General features: G+C 37.6%; 19 protein-coding genes. 11 read left to right on the top strand and 8 right to left on the bottom strand.

Annotated elements, in window-relative coordinates:
• Positions 1-119: 119 nt before the first annotated feature.
• The 4 genes from DEU40_RS20360 to DEU40_RS20345 all read right to left on the bottom strand — a co-directional run bounded on the left by DEU40_RS20360 (position 120) and on the right by DEU40_RS20345 (position 3,501).
• Complete coding sequence (locus tag DEU40_RS20360; protein ID WP_034692844.1) at positions 120-419, bottom strand: thioredoxin family protein; 300 nt, start codon at positions 417-419, stop codon at positions 120-122.
• Between the two features lie 13 nt (positions 420-432).
• A complete protein-coding gene (locus DEU40_RS20355) occupies positions 433-810 on the bottom strand; it encodes a rhodanese-like domain-containing protein (protein WP_110011546.1) in 378 nt (125 codons plus the stop codon).
• A gap of 4 nt (positions 811-814) precedes the next feature.
• Positions 815-2,224 (bottom strand): MBL fold metallo-hydrolase, encoded by a 1,410-nt coding sequence (locus tag DEU40_RS20350; RefSeq protein WP_110011545.1) that lies wholly within the window; start codon positions 2,222-2,224, stop codon positions 815-817.
• A gap of 215 nt (positions 2,225-2,439) precedes the next feature.
• Entirely contained in the window at positions 2,440-3,501 is a 1,062-nt protein-coding gene (locus DEU40_RS20345) for a hypothetical protein (RefSeq protein WP_110011544.1), read from the bottom strand.
• A gap of 139 nt (positions 3,502-3,640) precedes the next feature.
• Here DEU40_RS20345 and DEU40_RS20340 point away from each other — a divergent pair, with 139 nt between their 5' ends.
• The 11 genes from DEU40_RS20340 to DEU40_RS20290 all read left to right on the top strand — a co-directional run bounded on the left by DEU40_RS20340 (position 3,641) and on the right by DEU40_RS20290 (position 17,959).
• Positions 3,641-5,167, top strand: a complete 1,527-nt coding sequence (locus DEU40_RS20340; RefSeq protein WP_110011543.1) for a helicase HerA-like domain-containing protein — start codon at positions 3,641-3,643, stop codon at positions 5,165-5,167.
• Between the two features lie 150 nt (positions 5,168-5,317).
• The gene (locus tag DEU40_RS20335) at positions 5,318-6,541 is read left to right on the top strand and encodes a PolC-type DNA polymerase III (RefSeq protein ID WP_110011542.1); all 1,224 of its coding nucleotides are present in this window, start codon (positions 5,318-5,320) and stop codon (positions 6,539-6,541) included.
• Positions 6,542-6,802: 261 nt separating this feature from the next.
• The gene (gene lysA / locus DEU40_RS20330; protein WP_170872057.1) at positions 6,803-8,005 is read left to right on the top strand and encodes a diaminopimelate decarboxylase; all 1,203 of its coding nucleotides are present in this window, start codon (positions 6,803-6,805) and stop codon (positions 8,003-8,005) included.
• 245 nt (positions 8,006-8,250) lie between these two features.
• Positions 8,251-9,984 carry a thiamine pyrophosphate-dependent enzyme gene (locus tag DEU40_RS20325; protein WP_110011541.1) on the top strand — a complete coding sequence of 578 codons (1,734 nt, stop codon included), beginning with the start codon at positions 8,251-8,253 and terminating at the stop codon, positions 9,982-9,984.
• Between the two features lie 130 nt (positions 9,985-10,114).
• A complete protein-coding gene (locus tag DEU40_RS20320; protein WP_228406576.1) occupies positions 10,115-10,597 on the top strand; it encodes a hypothetical protein in 483 nt (160 codons plus the stop codon).
• Positions 10,598-10,774: 177 nt separating this feature from the next.
• The gene (miaB, locus tag DEU40_RS20315) at positions 10,775-12,211 is read left to right on the top strand and encodes a tRNA (N6-isopentenyl adenosine(37)-C2)-methylthiotransferase MiaB (protein WP_110011540.1); all 1,437 of its coding nucleotides are present in this window, start codon (positions 10,775-10,777) and stop codon (positions 12,209-12,211) included.
• 225 nt (positions 12,212-12,436) lie between these two features.
• The gene (locus DEU40_RS20310; protein WP_110011539.1) at positions 12,437-13,234 is read left to right on the top strand and encodes a tetratricopeptide repeat protein; all 798 of its coding nucleotides are present in this window, start codon (positions 12,437-12,439) and stop codon (positions 13,232-13,234) included.
• Between the two features lie 36 nt (positions 13,235-13,270).
• On the top strand, positions 13,271-14,560 hold the full coding sequence (locus DEU40_RS20305; protein WP_110011538.1) for a sigma-54 interaction domain-containing protein: 1,290 nt from the start codon (positions 13,271-13,273) through the stop codon (positions 14,558-14,560).
• A 13-nt stretch (positions 14,561-14,573) separates the two neighbouring features.
• Entirely contained in the window at positions 14,574-15,278 is a 705-nt protein-coding gene (locus DEU40_RS20300; protein WP_110011537.1) for a hypothetical protein, read from the top strand.
• Positions 15,268-15,819, top strand: a complete 552-nt coding sequence (locus DEU40_RS20295) for an LptE family protein (protein WP_110011536.1) — start codon at positions 15,268-15,270, stop codon at positions 15,817-15,819. The genes DEU40_RS20300 and DEU40_RS20295 overlap by 11 nt, the downstream gene beginning before the upstream one ends.
• 1 nt (position 15,820) lies before the next feature.
• On the top strand, positions 15,821-17,959 hold the full coding sequence (locus DEU40_RS20290; protein ID WP_110011535.1) for a hypothetical protein: 2,139 nt from the start codon (positions 15,821-15,823) through the stop codon (positions 17,957-17,959).
• 39 nt (positions 17,960-17,998) lie between these two features.
• Here DEU40_RS20290 and DEU40_RS20285 read toward each other — a convergent pair whose 3' ends face one another.
• The 4 genes from DEU40_RS20285 to DEU40_RS20270 form a co-directional block, all read right to left on the bottom strand.
• On the bottom strand, positions 17,999-18,607 hold the full coding sequence (locus tag DEU40_RS20285) for a DUF4126 domain-containing protein (protein ID WP_110011534.1): 609 nt from the start codon (positions 18,605-18,607) through the stop codon (positions 17,999-18,001).
• Positions 18,608-18,848: 241 nt separating this feature from the next.
• Positions 18,849-19,220 carry a ribonuclease P protein component gene (gene rnpA / locus DEU40_RS20280; RefSeq protein WP_110011533.1) on the bottom strand — a complete coding sequence of 124 codons (372 nt, stop codon included), beginning with the start codon at positions 19,218-19,220 and terminating at the stop codon, positions 18,849-18,851.
• Positions 19,220-19,951 (bottom strand): ThiF family adenylyltransferase, encoded by a 732-nt coding sequence (locus DEU40_RS20275; RefSeq protein ID WP_110011532.1) that lies wholly within the window; start codon positions 19,949-19,951, stop codon positions 19,220-19,222. Before DEU40_RS20275 ends, rnpA begins: the two co-directional genes overlap by 1 nt.
• On the bottom strand, positions 19,944-20,570 hold the full coding sequence (locus DEU40_RS20270) for a TatD family hydrolase (RefSeq protein WP_110011531.1): 627 nt from the start codon (positions 20,568-20,570) through the stop codon (positions 19,944-19,946). The genes DEU40_RS20275 and DEU40_RS20270 overlap by 8 nt, the downstream gene beginning before the upstream one ends.
• Positions 20,571-20,576: the final 6 nt, after the last annotated feature.

The following is a 20,576-nucleotide window of genomic DNA, read 5'->3' as shown; positions in this document are numbered from 1 at the left end:
CAGGTCTCGCATATCTTCACAGGTTTTAATTTCTATATAAAGAAAAACAAGCGTAATTATCTGTGGATGTGCGATCTGTGGGAATTATAAAAAGCAAAAAACTGTGAAAAATCACAGTTTTAAGCATATTCTTGTAAAAGTTGGGTGAGGGTATTCACATCATGAACACCACTTTCCTTCCATAGCATTTCTCCTTTTTTGAAAATGGCCAGTGTAGGAACCCCGCGCACTCCGTATTGAGCGGCCAATGCGGGATATTGATCTACATCTACCTTTATAATTCTGGCCCCTTCGCCAATGTTTTCCTTTACCGTGTTCAATACCGAAGACTGTACTTTACAGGGCTGGCACCATGTTGCGAAAAAATCTATCAGAACAGGTCTTTCGGAATCTATAATTTCCTGAAATTTTTGTGACATAGTTTTGGTTTTATTAGTTTGCTTTTTTGTTTGTTTCGTCCTGAATCGCTTTTACATTTTTCCAGGTTGTACCATCATAAGCCTCCACACCATTTTTCTTCAGAATTTCCATAGCCTGATCTGCCTGAATTCCTTTATTGCAAAATACAACAACTTTTTTTCCTTTTAAAGTTTCTATGTTGTTTTGAATCTCTGCCAAAGGAATATTGATTGCATTTTTTGCTGTTCCTGCAGCGTACTGCTCCGGAATCCTCACATCTACCAGCGTTACCTCGGAACTGTTGACTACTTCTTTAATGCTGGCAGTAGGAACTGCTGTTGTAGGTGATGTCTTACAGCTACTTAGCATAAAAGCTAACACTAAAATTAATCCGGAAAACTGAATTTTCATGATCTTACAGGGTCTTAGATTGGCATACGAAATCTGTAGTTGGCAGTTTTTCTGTTTTTTTGATCCCGTTAAAACCACCTTCTATTTCAGTGAAATTTCTGATTCCGTGTGAGTTAAGTATACTTGCTGCAATCATGCTTCTGTATCCGCCGGCACAGTGAAGGAAAAAATGTTCAGAATCATCAATAGTACGCGCCCAGTCACTGATGGTATCCAACGGTTTGTTGTATGCATTGTCAATATGCTCTGCAGAATACTCAGTCAGTTTTCTTACATCAATTACGGTAGCATCTGCTGTAAACTGCTCTGCAAATTCAGCCGGAGTAATTCTTTTGATCTCATCCGTTTCCTTGCCTGCATTTTTCCATGCTTCAAAACTTCCCTTAAGATATCCGATCACATTATCAAAGCCTACTCTGCTTAGTCTGGTGATCACTTCCTCTTCAGTACCTTCATCAGTAATTAATAATAAAGGGTGTTTTACATCTACAATAAGCGTTCCTACCCATGGGGCGAAATCTCCTTTCAGTCCTATGTTGATAGAGTTGGGAACAAATCCTTTATGGAAGTCCGCAGCTCCTCTAGTGTCTAAAATTAATGCTCCAGTTTCTTCAGCCAAAGCTTCAAAGTCCTCCGCTTCAACAGGCTGTAGTCCCTTGTTCATTACAACATCAAGGCTTTCATAGCCACCTTTATTTAAAGCGACGTTCATTCCGAAGTATTTCGGTGGAGCTGTTAAACCATCCAGAACTTCTCTGATGAAAGACTCTTTGTCCGGTTGGTTAAGAGCATAATTGGTTTTTTTCTGGTTCCCCAGAATATCAACAGTTTCCTTCTGCATATTCTTTCCACAGGCAGAACCAGCGCCGTGAGCCGGATAAACAGTGATGCTGTCATCCAATGGCATGATTTTGCTCTGAAGACTGTCATATAGAATTCCCGCAAGATCCTCCTGGGTAAGATTAGTCGCCTTTTGGGCAAGATCCGGTCTTCCTACATCTCCCAGAAACAACGTATCACCTGTGAAAATTGCAGTTTCAACACCATTTTCGTCTATTAAAAGGTAAGTACTGCTTTCCATGGTGTGTCCCGGTGTGTGCAGTACCTTTATCTTAACTTTTCCGATCTCAAAAATCTGATTATCTTCAGCAATAATAGCGTCAAATTCCGGAACAGCAGTAGGTCCGTATACAATCGGAGCACCTGTTTTCTTGCTTAAATCCAAATGTCCGGATACGAAATCAGCATGGAAATGAGTTTCAAAAATATATTTTAAAGTGACATTATCTTTTTCCAGACGATCCAGATAAGGTTTTACTTCTCTTAAAGGATCAATAATGACAGCTTCATTCTCTGATACAATATAATAGGCACCCTGAGCCAGACAGCCCGTATATATTTGTTCAATTTTCATTGGGTCTTTTTTTTAATGAGTTAAAGATACGAAGTATTAGATCAATTCTAAATGAAATGTTAAATTCCATTGATAGTTTCTTTCAATACTTTGTTAAACGTACGTTTGGTATCTGCTGTTTTTTTAGCAAAAAGAATGCCTTACATAATGTCAATTGGCAAATGCTGTTTTATATCATGTCCTGCTTCTGGAACAATGTCTTTAAAGCATTCATTTTACTCTATCTGATAATATATTTTGTACAGAATCTCATTGGTGTTTTCTGTAATGTTCTTCTCTGTTTTGAATTGGAGATATTCCTCTTTATTAGCTTCTCCCTCATCATAACGGATCAGTCTTTTGTACTTGTCATAGAGGTAATCTTTAATTTTTCCGTTGTCTGCTAATCTAATTATTTCACCAAAATATTTTTTAGTGTCTTCGTGCATCGGCCACTTTGTTTCATGAGTTTTATAGAATTCTATCATTTTGTCTATGGCATATACTTCAGACTCGATATTCATATCATTGAAGCCTGTCAGAAGTTCTTTTTTATCTGCATTTTCTCCCAGCCATTTTGTTTTTGCATACACCGAAGCAAGCACAGCATTAGTCATCATGGAATCTCTTTTGATAACAGGAGATAAGATGATATCCGGAGTATGGCTAACAGGAAGAGTTTTTTTAGCAGCGATATCCAATACACCAAAATATGTCTCAGCTTTGTTTTTGAGTTCAGACAGTTGATCATGGGTCATTTCATCGCTTGATCCTCGGATTTTAAAGCCCCATCCTCCACATTCATAAATAGAAAGGAGTGACTTCTTATCAGTATATTTTACACCTTTGAAAAAATCACGTTCACCCATTGAATGATCAAAAATTGAATAGATATAGTTTACTTTTACCTTATCATTGGATATATTTCCAAACATAGGTTTTAAGTCTACACTTTTATTGGAATTCTGATTCAGAACCGTTTCATATATGGAAAATTCATCTCTCAAAAGCTGGTTGTCAACTAATTTTTTAGGATAAATATAGAAGGTCAGGACCGTTTTACTTTTTTTACGGTGTTTTTGTACATAGCTTACCACAATGTGCTTATTCTGTAGATCATAAGATACTATTTCTTCTCTTTGAAAGCCAGACCATAAAACAGGGAAAACGGCTGATGTCGGCAAGTGGGTGTAATCGCCTTTAATCTGTAAATTAACAGGTTCATTTCTTTTCTGAGCAAGAAACAAGGTGGAGTAAAAAGCAAAAATAACGAGTAGAATTTTTTTTAATGAAATCATGTGTGGTATATATGTTGTTCTCAAGGCTAAATTAGAAAATAAATTTAGGGAACTTAGAATATAATTTAATCATTATATTATTTTATTTACTCAAATTTTTCTAAAAAATTCTATATTTATAAGTTAAAAAAGCGATCAAATGGCAGACAAAACACAATTTATTGAAGAATTAAACACGAGATACACTCCAAAAGGAGAGCATATAATATTAGGAAAAGGGATGTTGGATGGAGAAGTTGTTACGGAAGTAAACGTAACCATTCCTCTGAAAACGATTAACCGCCACGGTCTTATTGCAGGAGCTACCGGAACCGGTAAGACAAAAACGTTACAGGTGTTTGCAGAACAGCTTTCTCACGCAGGAATTCCGTCTTTGGTTCTGGATATTAAAGGAGACTTTTCCGGGATTGCAGAAGCAGGACAAATGAATCCTATTATTGAGGAAAGATATGCGAAGACACAGCTTCCTTATAATCCCCAAGGCTTTCCTGTAGAATTGATGAGTATTTCCGGAGGAAAAGGAGTGAAACTGAGAGCTACTGTTACAGAATTTGGGCCTGTTTTATTAAGTAAAATCCTTGAATTGAATGATACCCAGCAAAGTATCATGTCTATAGTCTTCAAATATTGTGATGATAAAGGTCTTCCTTTGATTGATCTTAATGACTTGAAGAAAGTATTGCAGTATGTGACCGATAATGCACAGGGAAAAGCTGAGCTTGCAGCCAATTATGGATCCATTGCATCAGCATCTTTGGGAGCTATTTTAAGATCTATTGTAGCTTTGGAGCAGCAGGGCGCAGCAGGATTTTTCGGTGAATTAAGCTTTGACGTTCATGATTTACTGGAAACAAGGGATGGAAAAGGAGTGGTTAATATTTTAAGAGTCGCAGATATTCAGAATAAACCACAGCTTTTCTCAACGTTTATGCTTTCGCTTTTTGCTGAAATTTATATGACGTTTCCGGAAGAAGGAGACAGTGGGAAACCAAAGCTGGTATTATTCATTGATGAAGCCCATCTGATTTTTGATGAAGCTTCCAAAGCGCTTCTTTCACAGATCGAAACAATGGTGAAACTGATCCGTTCCAAAGGAGTAGGAATTTATTTTATTACCCAGATTCCCGGGGATGTTCCAGAAAATGTTCTTTCCCAATTAGGGCTAAAAATACAGCATGCCCTAAGAGGATTTACGGCAAAAGATAAAAAAGAAATTACCAAAGCGGTAGAAAATTATCCTACCACAGAATATTACGAAGCTTCCAGCCTGATCCAGAATCTGGGAATTGGAGAAGCATTTGTGACAGCACTGGACGAAAAAGGGATACCAACACCATTAGTGCATACTTACCTGATTTCTCCCGAATCGAGAATGGATGTTCTGAGTGAGGCGGAAGTCTCCGATCTTACTTCCAGATCAGCAATGGTAGCAAAATATGAGCAGGCATTAGACAGAGAGTCTGCCTACGAAATGCTGACCACCAGGATGGAACAGGCAGCACAAAACCCCGCACCTGCACAGAAGGCAAAACCCGTAAAAGAAGAACCCGGAATGTTCGAACAGGTTTTACAGAGTAAGGCTGGCCGTACCTTTACCTCTACTTTAATGAGGGAAGGAGCAAAAGCTATTCTCGGAATGTTCGGGCTGGGAGGCAGAAGAAGATAATTTTGAAAGCTAACCTGCTGTGTTTTGATATATTTTTTGTTATTTTAGCAGGTTATCTTTACATAACAGTAAAAAACAGAGCCTTATTTTATTGGGGAATAAAAGCAGGTCTAAATAGTAAACTAGAAAAACAGCAGTTAACACACATTCATGTATTCAATTATAGATATAGAAAGTAATGGTGCAGGTTATAGAAATGAATGCATTATAGATATCGCCATCTACAGATATGACGGTCAGAAAATTACAGATCAGTTTATATCCCTTGTAAACCCCGAAGGTGATATTACTCCTTTTGTACAAAAGTTGACCAGTATTACCCCAAAAATGGTCAAGACTGCTCCGAAATTTCATGAAATTGCCAAAAGAGTGATAGAAATTACTCAGAATACAACTTTGGTAGGTCATAATATTGATTTTGATTACAGAATGCTTCGCCAGTCATTCAAAAGGCTTGGTTATGATTTTAAAATCAATACTTTAGATACAATTCCGTTAGCAAAAAAACTGATTCCTGATGAAGTAAGTTATTCCTTGGGAAAACTGGTAAAATCATTGGGTATTCCATTGACCAACCATCACAGGGCGGAAGGCGATGCAAGAGCTACATTAGAACTTTTCAAACTTCTGATCTCAAAAGATATTGAAAATGAGATTATTCAGAAGCAACACGATGAGTCTAATGCCAAAACGTATATCAACAAGATCAAAGAACTTACGCAGGATCTTCCTAATGACAAAGGCTTTGTGTATTTTCAGGATGAAGCGGGACGTATTATGTTTTCTGATTACGTTCAGGATATCAACAAATTTTCCAAAAAAGTTTTCAATTCGAAATCAAAAAAATGGGAGAAGATCCAGAAAGATGTTGAACAGATTAATTTTGAGCTTACAGGAACAGATATTATTGCCAAACTGATCCTTAATTCCAAAAATATTAAAAAGAAAGAGGTCTTACCTTTCGGATTATATTTCAGGAATAATAAATATGTAGTTGAGAAAAATAAGCTTAATAAAACTGAGAAGCCGGTCTTGAAATTCAGGTCATTTACCCAGGGAACAAAAGCTGTTCAATTTATTGGTTCTCAGGAAGAATTTAAAGATTTTTCTGTCTTGAAACAAAAAATTGAATTCAGAAAAAGAAATGAACTTTGGCTCGGGCCGGGAAGAAAATTAGGAGAAAAACTGTTTTTAATTATAGAAAACGGAAAAGTGGTCTCCTTTGGTTTCTATGAATTGTTTACACAGATTCAGACGCTGAGTAAGCTGGCTAAACTGAAAATTGACCTTCCGCTGTCTTCTACAGATTTGAATAACGAACTGCAGCTGGCACTTCTTCGAGCGGATTTTGAGACATTACCACTGCCGAAGTGATAGAGTGTCTTCATGTTATAAGTTTATTCTGAGGAGAATACAATTCAAATCAATTTTCCTGAAATCAAAAAATAAATAGTATTTTTGCAAAAAATAAATAGTAGCAATGCAAAATTTTAAACAAAATAAAACTGGAAAAAAGGGAACTGTAAAGTTCTCTAAGGTTTGGAATATTTAAAAGAGTTGTCTTGCATAAAAAAATAATCAATGTGGCAGGCTCTTTTTCGAAGAATCTGCCTTTTTTTATGTTAAAATGAAATTATGAATTCAAAAGAATTATTAAAGATTGCCAATGAGTTTGGCACACCGGTGTATGTTTATGATGCTGAATCCATCAAAATTCAATACGAAAAACTTACCTCTTCATTTTTAAAACATACTAAGTTCTTCTACGCAGCGAAGGCCTTGACCAATATCAATATTCTTAAGTATGTCAAGAATTTGGGTGCATCTTTGGATTGTGTATCTATCAACGAAGTTAAGCTGGGATTAAAGGCAGGATTTTCGAAAGAAAAGATATTATTTACACCCAACTGTGTTGACCTTGCTGAAATAGAGGAAGCAATGACTTTTGGAGTTCATATTAACATTGATAACATTTCTATTCTTGAGCAATTCGGGAATAAATACGGAAATACCTATCCGATTTTAGTAAGAATCAATCCGCATATTTTTGCAGGAGGTAACTATAAGATTTCAACTGGGCACATTGACAGTAAATTCGGGATTTCTATTCACCAGGTTCGTCACATCGAAAGAGTGATGAAGAGTACCAACCTTAATGTTGAAGGTCTTCACATGCATACGGGAAGTGAAATAAAAGATCCGGATGTATTCCTTCAGGCTTTGGAGATTATGCTGGAACTTTCTGAGCATTTCCCGAACCTTAAATATCTGGATATGGGAAGCGGATTCAAAATCCCTTACCAGGACAGTGAAGAAGAAACTGATGTGAAAACATTAGGTAAAAAAGTAGAGAAAGTAATTTCTGAATTTTCAAAATCTACAGGAAAAAAATTCGAATTATGGTTTGAGCCTGGAAAATTCTTAGTAGGAAAAAGCGGGTATTTATTAGTGAAAGCTAATGTGATCAAGCAGACAACAGCTACTGTTTTTGTTGGAGTTAATTCCGGATTTAATCACCTGATCCGCCCAATGTTCTATGATTCTTACCATATGATTGAAAACCTGTCCAATCCAAAAGGTGCAGAAAGAATTTATACGGTAGTAGGAAATATCTGCGAAACAGATACGTTCGCATGGGACAGAAAACTGAACGAGGTAAGAGAAGGAGATATTCTTGCTTTCCATAATGCAGGAGCTTACGGTTTTGAAATGAGTTCGAACTTCAATTCAAGATTAAAGCCTGCTGAAGTATTATTCTTAGACGGAAAAGCTCATTTGATCCGTAAAAGAGATGAATTTGAAGATTTGTTGAGAAATCAGATTGAAATAGTAATGTAAAATCCGAAACATATGATATAAGCAGCTGCCTTTTTGGTGGCTGTTTTGTTTTACATGGAAATGAAACCTCACGGGTTTTCAAAACCCGTGAGGTTTCAATAGAATCAAAATTTAAATTACAATTTTTTAACATCGAGTTAGGGATGGAGTCTCAACTTTATTAGTTAAATTTGATAGAGATAGGAAGATTTTCTTCTTCTCAAATACTATTTTCACCAAAAAATAACCACCAAAACAGACCAATTATGGCAAAAAACATAGCAGAGCAGATTGTTGAAATGCTCGAAAATGCCAATGTGAAAAGAATTTATGCAGTAACCGGCGACAGTCTCAATCATCTGAATATTGCCGTTAAAAAAAGCAGTATCCAGTGGATTCATGTAAGACACGAAGAAGTAGGGGCTTATGCCGCAGCGGCAGAGGCTGAGCTTGATGGTTTGGCAGTTTGTGCCGGAAGCTGCGGCCCCGGACACGTTCATTTGATCAATGGAGTGTATGAAGCTCATCGCTCTCATGTTCCTATGCTGGTGATTGCTTCCACCATTCCCAGTGATGAAATGGGCATGGATTACTTTCAGGAAACCAATACAATAAAGCTGTTTGATGACTGCAGCTATTATAATCAAATGATTACAAGACCTGAACAGGTACAGAGAACCGTGCAGACCGCCATTCAGCATGCTATATCCAAAAAAGGAGTTGCGGTCATAGGTCTGCCGGGAGATGTTTCTGAGCTGGATGCGGAAGAAGGCTCTACTTCCACCCAAATCTTTAAAACCAATCCTGTGATAAGACCATCGGATGATGAGCTGAAAAGTTTGTCGGAACTGGTGAATAAAAGCAAAAAAGTAACCCTGTACTGTGGGATAGGTGCTGCTGAAGCACGCGATGAAGTGATCGCTTTGTCAAAGCTGTTAAAGGCACCTGTAGGATATTCATTCCGCGGGAAAATGGCTATTCAGCCCAATAATCCAAATGAAGTGGGACTTACAGGTCTGTTAGGATTTCCTTCAGCCTATCACGCTATGCATGAAGCTGATCTCGTCATTCTTCTGGGGACGGATTTTCCTTATCAGAAATTTATGCCTTTAAAAAATAAAATCGTCCAGATTGATGAAAGTCCTGAAAGATTGGGAAGAAGAGCAAAACTCGAGCTAGGACTTGCCGGAGATGTCAAAGAAACCATCAAAGCATTATTGCCGTTACTTGACGAAAAAACGGATGTTCATTTTCTGAATGAACAGCTGGCGTTTTACGATAAAGTGAAAGAAAACCAGTTGGAGTATGTTAAAGATTCTGGAAAAGAGAATGCAATTCAGCCGGAATATGTGGCCCACACTTTAGACAAACTTGCTAAACATGATGCTATTTTTACCGTAGATACAGGAATGTGCTGCGTTTGGGGAGCAAGATTTATTACAGGAACAGGCGAAAGGAAAATGCTGGGATCGTTTAACCACGGATCAATGGCGAATGCGATGCCAATGGCTATCGGGGCAGCTTTAGCGCATCCTGAGAAACAGGTAATTGCTCTATGTGGAGACGGAGGATTGTCTATGCTTTTAGGGGATATGGCTACTATTTTTCAGTATAAATTACCAATCAAATTAATTGTTTTCAATAACAGAACCCTGGGAATGGTAAAGCTGGAGATGGAAGTTGGCGGAATGCCCGACAATGAGACAGACATGATTAATCCTGATTTTGCCATGATCGCGCATGCCATGGGATATCCGGGAAAAAATGTCCATCTTCCCGAAGATGTGGAAAGCGCTATCAAAGAATGCCTGGATTACAAAGGACCTTATCTTCTGAATATTTTTACGAATCCCAATGCGCTGGCTCTTCCTCCGAAGGTTGAATTTGATCAGATTATGGGAATGACAAAGTCTATGGCTCAGCTTATGCTTGGCGGTAAAATGGATGAGGTTTTTGAAACGGTGAAGACCAATTATAAACATATCAAAGGCCTGCTATAATAAGAAAAGAAATAATCAGACAGTTGTCTGATATTCAGAAACTATATATAAAACTTCATGCTTTGCGTGAAGTTTTTCTTTTTTATACATAAGCTAAATATTTACCTTTGTTTATTATTAGGAAACAAGCATGAGAACTATATTTTTATTTTTGGCTTTATGTGCAATGAATTTTTCACTGGCGCAGGATCAGGAAGAAAGGGATGATTCTTTTATCAGAGAGAGTAATAAAAATCTTTTAAAAATAGATATTAAAGAACCCTTTATGCAGGTTGCTGTAAAATGTAATGATTTTAAACCCGCTGCTTTTGAAGGAGGTGTTGCAGCCTACAAAGATATCCTGAACCGATATATGTATGCGTACCTGAATTCTGATTTCTATGCTTTGACTGGAGATTTTACCTTTACCTTAGTGCTTGATGAAAAGGGAAAAGTAACGGATGTGAAAGGAATGCCTAAGGTGGCTAACAGCGAAGTTTTCTTTGATGATATGCAGTACGTTGTAAGAAGGATAAAGAAAAACTGGATTCCGGCGTCTTGTAACGGGAAGCCAGTAGCCTCACAGATTAAAGTTAAAATGAACTTCTCTTCAATGTCTGCAGATATCGATTAGGATTATTAGTTTTCTTTTTCAAAATTAAAGTAATGGGAGGCTCAATGAGAGAATTCCAACACTTTTTCAATTTATGATTTTGTTAAAATAATAGCGCTGACATTCTGTCACAATATTTTGTATCTTTGCAAACTTATTCGTTCGTAATTTTAAATTACGAACCTTAAATCGATTATCGTGCAGGAAAAATATATAGACGAAACAAAACAGGGCGAAGCTTTTGCTATTGCAGAAAGACCGGAGAACTCTAAAAAACTGTTTTTAGAAAGCTATGGCTGTCAGATGAATTTCTCTGACTCTGAGATTGTTGCATCCATTCTTAATGAACAGGGCTATAATACAACGATGAAAGTTGAAGAAGCCGACCTGATTCTTTTAAATACATGCTCCATCCGCGAAAAAGCGGAACAGACCGTAAGAATGCGTCTTTCTCAGTTCAAAAATCTTAAAAAGGAAAGACCGAATATGACGGTTGGTGTTCTGGGATGTATGGCGGAGAGGCTGAAAACCAAGTTCTTGGAAGAAGAACAGTTGGTGGATCTTGTTGTAGGTCCGGATGCCTACAGAGACTTACCAAACCTTTTGAAAGAAACCGATGATGGGAGAGATGCCATCAACGTTATTCTTTCCAAAGAAGAGACGTATGCCGATATCAATCCTGTCCGTTTAGGAGGAAACGGTGTTACCGCTTTTGTTACCATTACAAGAGGTTGTGATAATATGTGTACATTCTGTGTGGTTCCATTTACCAGAGGAAGAGAAAGAAGCCGTGATCCACACTCTATTATTGAAGAATGTAAAGATCTTGCCAATAACGGATATAAAGAAATTACCCTTTTAGGACAAAACGTAGACTCTTACCTTTGGTATGGAGGAGGTCCTAAAAAAGATTTTGCCAAAGCCTCTGAAATGCAGAAAGCAACAGCCGTAAATTTTGCTCAACTTCTTGATCTAGTGGCTAAAGCTGTTCCTGGATTGAGAATCAGATTCTCTACTTCCAACCCTCAGGATATGAGTCTGGACGTATTCAGAATGATGGCAAAACATGACAACATCTGTAAATATGTACATCTTCCTGTACAAAGCGGAAGTAATAATATGCTGGAAGCAATGAACAGACAGCATACCCGTGAAGAATATCTTGATCTGATCAGAAAAGCGAAGGAAATTGTTCCGGAAGTAGCATTTTCACAGGATATGATCGTAGGATTCTGTAATGAAACAGAAGAAGATCACCAGGATACCTTGAGTCTGATGAGAGAAGTGGAATATGACTACGGTTATATGTTTGCGTACTCAGAAAGGCCGGGAACCCCTGCTCACAAGAAAATGGAAGATAATATTCCGGCTGATGTGAAGCAGAGACGTCTTGCTGAGGTTATTGCCCTTCAGGGAGAGCTTTCAAAACAAAGAATGAAATCGTATGTTGGAAGAGAGCATCAGATTCTGATTGAAGGAATTTCCAAGAAAAATAAAAACCAGTGGAAAGGAAGAAACTCTCAGAATGCCGTATGTGTCTTCGATAAACTGGAAGGACAGAAAATAGGTGACATTGTGAACGTTTTTGTGTATGACAATACGCAAGGCACACTTTTAGGGAGAACAGTTGAATAAAATTAAGTTCAGGGTTCAAAGGAATTTGGCCAGACAAGCGAAAAGATGCTATCCCTGAAAAACTTAAAAGAAAAATATATATTCTGAAAAAATCAACGGGTATATTACCGTAAGATTTTTAGTAAATTGTTACGCAGTTTACAAAATCACTCGAGGGCTGGATGCCGGGAGAGATAAAAGGTTTAAAAGTAGATGATTATCAGGATTTAACCTATAAAATTGAAAATGGAAAAGTTTCAGAGGTATTACCTTAGCTTTTTGTTACTTATCGTTTACACCAATACTATTGCACAGGTCAACTGTAATGCAGTAGAGGGTGAGAACTGCAAAAAAGCGTGTGAGTTATACAACTGGGCTTCAGATTTACAAAGTTTCGCAGAATCTCAGGAAGGTTTTAATAAAGCCGTTGAATTGTGTCCGGATTTTTCCCATGCTTATATGGAAAAAGCCGTTCCATATCTTAAAAACGGAGATTTTGTAACCTGGAAGATTTTAATTGATAAAGCCGTTGCCTTAGATCCCGGGATGCACCCTGGTTACAGAGGCTGGACAAAGTTTCAATTTCTGAGAGGCTATAGAAGTGCAATTCAGGATTTAGAAGGGTTAAAAAAATATAAGCCCGGAGGCTTAGGAAGGTCTCAAAACGGAGACTATAATGCAGATGTAGTAAGAGCGATATCCTACAGTGCTTCAGGACAGAAAGAAAAAGCGGCTGGGATTATAGAAAGGCTTCTGGCTGCCAGAGGTTATGCGAAGGGAATGTTTGATCATTATCAGCTGGGTGTTACCTATCTTGAGCTGGGAAGATATGACAAAGCCCTGGAAAATTTTGAAAAACAAAGCAAAGGGTACGACTTTGCTGAGAATACATACTTTAAAAGTAAAGTTTCTAAGATCAGAAACAAAGATTATTTGGATTTAAACATGTTAGCCCTGCAAACGTATGATGAAGAAAAGACCATGAAAGCTGTCTACACTCATCAATTTAACAAGGTCTACACACAACAGGTTGAAGTGCTGTAGAAGATTAACATTCAATCAATAATCAAAAATTTACTTATGAGCAACGAGCTACAAAACATAAAAAACCGTTTCGGAATTATCGGAAACTTTCCTGCACTCAATCGTGCCCTGGAAAAATCTATCCAGGTTGCACCCACAGATATCTCTGTACTTGTGATTGGAGAAAGTGGGGTGGGAAAAGAATTTATTCCGAAAATCATTCATTCAGAATCCAGAAGGAAACATCAGCCTTATATCGTGGTAAACTGTGGAGCCATTCCGGAAGGAACCATAGACTCTGAGCTATTCGGGCACGAAAAAGGAGCTTTTACAGGAGCTACAGCTACAAGAAAAGGATATTTTGAAGTGGCAGACGGCGGAACCATCTTTTTGGATGAGGTAGGAGAACTTCCCCTGCAGACTCAGGTACGTCTTTTAAGAGTGCTGGAAAGTGGTGAATTTATGAAAGTAGGTTCTTCACAGGTACAGAAAACCAATGTGAGAATTGTGGCCGCTACCAACGTTAATATGATGAAAGCCATCCATGACGGAAGGTTCCGTGAGGATTTGTATTACCGTTTGAATACCGTTCAGATTGATATGCCGCCTTTGAGAGAAAGAAAAGGAGATATCCATTTGTTATTCAGAAAATTTGCAATAGATTTTGCTGAAAAATACAGAATGCCGGAGCTGGAGCTGGAGCAGAGTGCTGTTCACTATATAGAAAGTTATTCTTTCCCGGGGAACGTCCGCCAGCTAAGAAACTTAGTAGAGCAGATGACCGTTGTGGAAAGAAACAGAAATATCACTGCAGAAAAACTTGCTGAGTATATTCCGATGGAAACCCATCTCCCAATGGTCGTAAATACTCAAAGTACTCCCAAGCAAAACGATTTCGGAAGCGAAAGGGAAATTATGTATAAAATCCTGTTCGATATGAGGAACGATATTAATGATTTAAAATCCTTAACTTCGGAACTGATCAAGAACAGAGGTACAGCAGATCTGAGCAATCATGAGAAAAACCTGATCAACAGAATTTACACTTCTGATAGTCAGTCACAAGTGAATTCCGGGTCGATGTTATATTTTGAAAATAATAATGATACACCGGCCGTTCAGACTCCTACGATTATTTCAAACCCTGATGACAGCTATGAAGATATTGAAGATATCGAAATTGAAGAAAACAGACCGGAATCACTTTCTCTTCAGAATAATGAAAAAGATTTGATTATCAAGGCTTTGGAAAAGCATAAGGGACGTAGAAACAGAGCTGCAGATGAACTGGGAATCTCACAAAGAACTTTATACAGAAAAATAAAACAATATAACCTGGAAGATTAGCACAACATAAATAATGAAAGTCAATTTAACACCTAAGCCGATCAATTTTAAACTCGGAGAATATATTAATAAAGGTTTCGAACTTTTAAAGAAAGATTTCGGAAATATTTTTGTAGCATTTTTAGTGTGCTTTATCATGTCGATTATTCCGTTCTGCGGATTATTAGCGATGGGTAATTTATACAAATACCTTCAAAGACTGAACAGAAACCAGCCGGCAAGTCCCGGAGATATCTTTGATTTTAAAGATTTTATGCCTTATTTTATGCTGCAGTTAATTGTTTTCGGAGGTGTTTTACTGCTTTACATTCCTTTATTTGCTGTGCTGGGTATATCAGGTGCATTATCTGAGGGTAATGAGCCTAATCCAATGGTAGCATTTTTTGTGTTTCCCTATATGTTTTTATTGATTGGCGCGATATATTACTTTGTATTAAAAGGTTTTTATATCATACCATTAATCAGTCTTAAAGGCATCAGGGAAGTAAAAGAAGCCTGGGCTATTTCAAAAATAATGACCAAAGGTAATCTATTGTCAATCTTCCTTTTCTCAGTGGTAGTAAGTATTTTGGCTCAGATTGGTATTATTGCCTGCGGGATAGGAATTTTTATTACCTTACCATTCTTATATACAGCAAATTATTTTGCTTATGAAGATGCTATTCAACAAATTGAGTATGATGAAATTACGGAAATCGGATTTAAAGATGGATTTTAAAATTAAAAATATAAGCCTGAAACAATCATTATTCACAGGAATGCTCTTTGCGTTGCTGGGAGTTTTAAATTCATGCTACAGCTTTACGGGATCGTCTCTTACAGATGAGAAAACAGTTCAGATCAATGAATTTCCCAATAATGCACCGCTGGTAAATCCTGCATTATCACAACAGTTTTCTACAGCAATACAAAACAGATTCCTTCAAAGAACAACTTTGAAGGGAACGAAAGAAAACCCGGATATCCTGATTGAAGGAGAAATTACAGACTATTCCATTACGCCTACCACCATCAGTTCCAATACCCAGACCAACCCTTCTGGTGGAGTGATTCAACAGGCACAGAATAAACTTACGATTACGGTAAAGGTACATTATGAAAATAAAATCCATCCGGATGCAAGTTTTGACAGAACGTATTCTGATGAAGCCGCTTTCAACAGTGATGTATCCTTAAGTCAGATCGAAGACCAGCAGGTAAAACTGGTAACAGATAGAATTATTAACAAGATATTTAACGACATTGTAGCGAACTGGTAAGATGAATCCGAGAGTTTTAGAATTAATAAAAAATCCGAAAAATATTCAGTCTGAAGACCTTGGTCTTTTGAAAGAAGAGATTCACGCTTTTCCTTATATTCAGAATATCAGGGCACTTCACCTGTATGGCGTGCATCTGTACGAAAAAGAAAACTATCAGAAAGAGCTTTCTACAACAGCTGCGTATACTACTGATAAGAAAATTCTGTATCAGTTGATTAACGGGAAGATCAAACAAGAGCCCAAACCGGAAATTGTTGAAGAGAAGAAACCTTCTGCAACAATCGAAAAGCCTGCTCAATTAGCTCCAAAGGCAAAATCTTTCCCTATTAAAAGAGAAGAGGATATTTCTTTGGAAAAACCATCGGAAGAAAAGGAAAACACTTGTTTATTACCAACCTCACAGGAAGCGAAGCCTATTTATGTAAAAGGTGAACGAAACAGAATTTTATTTGAAGGAGAGGAAAACTTCCTGGATGAAGTAAATTCTGAGACCATAGATATTGAATCTACCCTTGAATCAGGTACTCTGGTAACACAAAAGACAGATACTGTAGTTGAAGAACCGGTTCAAGAGGAAGCAGCATCAATACTAGCTCAGAGTGATGAAAATGGAGGAGAGAACTTTACACCGGAAACCATCATTCACGAAGAGCAGATTTCTTCAGAAAAAGAGGAAGAAAAGATTGAGGAAGAAGAAAATGTCAGCTTCCATGAAGTAGCCTCTTTGGCGCCGGAAGTACATATTGAAGAGGCAGTAGCAGAAGAACCTGTAAAAGCTGAATCAACAGCACATGAAACGGAAACTGTTTCTGAGGAAGAACCTGTTCAGCAAGAAGAAATACAAGTTGTAGCAGAAGAGAACGCCGGAGAAAACTTTACACCTGAAACCATCATTGATGAAGATCAGATTTCTCTTGAAAAAGAAGAAGAAAATGGTAATGAAGAAGCGCCTTCAGCGGAATTGTCTGGTGCGGAAGTAAGCTTCCATGGAACAGAATCTTTTATGCCGGAAGTTAAAATCCAGGCCAACAACGAGGAGATTTCTGAAATAGCTGAAGTATCTCAATCCAATGTAAATAAACATGAGGAAGAGATGAGACGCCTTATTGAGGAAGTTGAAAAGAAAATGAAGGAGGCTAAGCCTGTTGTTCAGGAAGAAAAAGTCGAGCCGGAAGCTTCTGAAGATCATGAAATTAGCTTCGCTGATACCCAAAGTTTCCATTTCTGGTCAACCAGTGAAGAAAAACCTGAAGAAATAAAAGAAGAACCTGTAAAGGTAGAAATTGTTGAAAACCAACCGTCTGTTGTCGAGGATGTTACATCAGAAATTGCAGAAGAAGAATTACAGGAAACACCTGAAGTGCAGACTGCATGGAAGCCAATGAGTGTGGAATCTCATTTACCCGATTCATTGATCAGTAAAGCAGAAAAAGCATCAACCCCTGAAATTAAAACTCAGGAAACAGAAGTTGCAACTGTTGCAGAGCCGGAAGTGACTACCGTGGAGTCAAAATCAGGTGAGACAAATGAAATTATTGAAGAAACTGCTCAGGAAGAAGCTTTACCAATAGCAGAAAATTCTGAAGTTGAAAAAGATCATTCTGCTCCGGTTGAATCAGCTCAGGAAGAAAAAACGGAAACAGAAATAGTAAAAGAAGATGTTCCTGTAATGAATGTTTCTTTCTTTGGAACCGATATTTCTACCCTTAAGGTTGAAGAAAAGAAACAGGAACCTGTAGAAAAAGTACAGGAGGTTACTATGAAAAATACCACTCAATCATCAATAGACAGTAATGTCCCAGGTTTTATCAATACATGGCAGAGCTGGCTTAAGATTGACAGAACAGAAGAAACCGTAAAGGACAAAGCCGAAATCAAAGAAAAGGCTATAGAAACCTTTATTGAGAACAATCCCAGAATCAGTCAGCTAAAGGAAGAAAGTACCTATGTTGTAAAAGAAAAGAACGATGATATCTCGCATTTGATGACGGAGACATTAGCTAATCTTTATTTTGAACAGAAACTCTATACAAAGGCAATAAAGGCGTTTGAAATATTAATCAAAAAGAGTCCTGAGAAAAAAGAATATTTTGAATCCAAAATTCAGGATATCAAGGACTTCAGAAGTAAAAACTAAAAAAGAAAAAGGTGCTGATAAAAACAGTACCTTTTTATTTTATAATTTCTGAGAAGTACTTTTACTGCTTCTTATTTTTTTCCAGGCCTTTCGTCCGAATACGAGAACAATAATTAATGTAATAATGGCAAGTATTGCGGCGATAACCGGTGCTGCCATCGCAAGAACAGACATTATACCGGCACCTGCCGTCTCCGTTGTGCCGACCATGGAATTTCCCAAACCTCCGGTAGTAGCAGTAGAAGCAGCCCTTATTCCTGCAAATCCGGAGCTGATCGTAGCAGCCGTACCTCCTCCGGCAATCAATGCCAGTGCCCATTGTGGAAAAGTCCCAAGTTCAGCAAACTGACTGGCAAATAATATGGAACCAGCAACAGTTGCCATAGGTATGGAAACAGTATCCAGTAAATGATCAACAAAAGGGATGTAGTAAGCGAGGATCTCAATAACAGTAGCTATTCCTGTTGTAATAAGCGTAGGGAGACCCGCCAGCCATTCAAAATGCTCATTCATCGGAATCCAGTTAAAATAAGAGGCAAGGCTTACAACAAACATAGGGAGGAATACCCGGAAGCCTGTTGCTGCCGCCAGTCCAATACCGATAAAAGCACTGATTATATAAGAAAAATAGGGAACATTGTCTAACATATTAATTTTCAGATTTATTGTTTTCCCTAAAAATACAAAAACTATATGATATTTGGAGCGTTATTGATTTTAGAGTTCCAGATACGGGATGCGGGGTAAGAGGTTTTGAGCTTTACTATTTGTGATTTGCCAGAAAGTAAAAAGCAGATTTTATCTGTGACAATCTGTGCGATCTGTGGGAAATAAAAAGAACTGTAAGAAAATGCCTCACAGTTCTATATTATTTCATGGGAATAGATGATTACTTTTTTTGAGCTTCACAAAGCTTGATAAACTGTGCCTCCACATCCTGGAATTTCGGTGGCATCTCAGAAGAAACCCAAAACAGCATTGCCATAGATTTTTCTCCAAAGGCCTGCCTGAAAAGATCTTTATTCAGGCGGTAACATGCTCTCAGCAGCCTCTTGATGCGATTCCTGTGCACAGCTCTTTTAAAGTATCTTTTTGAAACAGAAACTCCGAATCTTGCAGCTTCTACCGGAAGGTTAGGTTTATCTTTCAGAACAATGATCCTTAGATTTCCACTCGTTCTCCATTTGCCTTTCTCAAAAAGCAAACTGATTTCCGTGTTTTTTTTGAGCTTTTCCGCTCTTGGATATTTGAAGTTCTGCATTAATCTTTCATCTTTTTCACTAAATGATTAATCACTTCAGCGGCTGCATACAATCCGAAAATTGCAGGAATAAAGCTAATGGTGCCATAGAATGATTTTTTGAAATTGCTTCCGTCAGTCATTTTTAAGCTTTCCTCCTTTTGAATTTCATTGGAGAACACACATCTGATTCCTTTATTGATTTTTTCTTTCTTAAGCCTTTTTCTTACCTGCTTTGCAAGGAAACAGTTGTGGGTTTTACTGATATCCCTTACCATCACCATGCTCGGGTCTGTTTTTCCTCCGGCTCCCATAGAACTTACAATCTTGATCTTTCTTCTTCTGGCAGCTTTTATTAAACAGATTTTTGGCGTTACACTGTCAATACAGTCAAGTACATAATCAAACTTTCCGGAATCAAGGATTTCATCCATTCTCTCAGGATTCAGAAACTCATTGATCCTGATTAAATTAAGTTGTGGATTGATATCAAGCAGCCTTTCAGCTACAACCTCTACTTTATGTTTGCCAACAGTAGAATGTAAGGCAGGAAGCTGTCTGTTGATATTTGTAATATCTACGGTGTCTCCATCCACGATGGTCATATTTCCTACGCCGGCCCTGGCAAGAAATTCTGCGGCAAAAGAACCTACTCCTCCTAAGCCTACCACAAGCACATTGGCCTTGATGAGCTTATCCAATCCATCTTCCTTTATCAAAAGTTCAGTCCTTTCCAGCCAGTATTTATCCATTTTTTATTGTATGTAAATTTTCTAAAATTTGTTCATTAAGTTGCTCCAGAGAAATTTCTTTTATTTCCGAAACTTTAAGGTATAATTCTCCGATATTAAAGTCTTCATTGTCAGTTTCTAAAAAGAATTTGTTTAATGGAGTGTTTTTCACAATATCCTGCAAAGATAAATTATACAAAACAGCTTTTCCAAAACTCAGGTAAAAATTATTGGCAAGAAGATCTTCTGCAATTTGACGTTTTTTATTAAAACCATGAATGATCATGGGCTGTTCGGCCTTCTTCCCCAAAGAAATGACCTCATAAAATTTTCTGACACAATGAATGATCAAAGGTTTTTCGACTTCATTGGCCATCTTTATCTGTCTTAAAAAAACTTCTTCCTGGATTTTCTGATCAATAGAAACCAAAGAATCCAAACCACATTCACCGATAGCAAAACAGTTTTGAAACATCGTGTCTTCCATCCATGAAAACTGTTGTTCGAGATGGGTAACATCAATATCCTGGGGATGAATTCCGATAGAATAAGGAGAATCAGGAGGAATTTGTTCTATGTTCAGATTGTAAATTCCGTTTCTGATATATTTCTTATGATGATGAAAATCAAAAAAATCCATATTCAA

Origin of the sequence: Chryseobacterium sp. AG844, from assembly GCF_003182335.1 — a bacterium.
GTDB classification, from domain to species: Bacteria; Bacteroidota; Bacteroidia; order Flavobacteriales; family Weeksellaceae; genus Chryseobacterium; species Chryseobacterium cupriresistens.
This window is presented reverse-complemented; position numbering and strand designations above follow the sequence as displayed.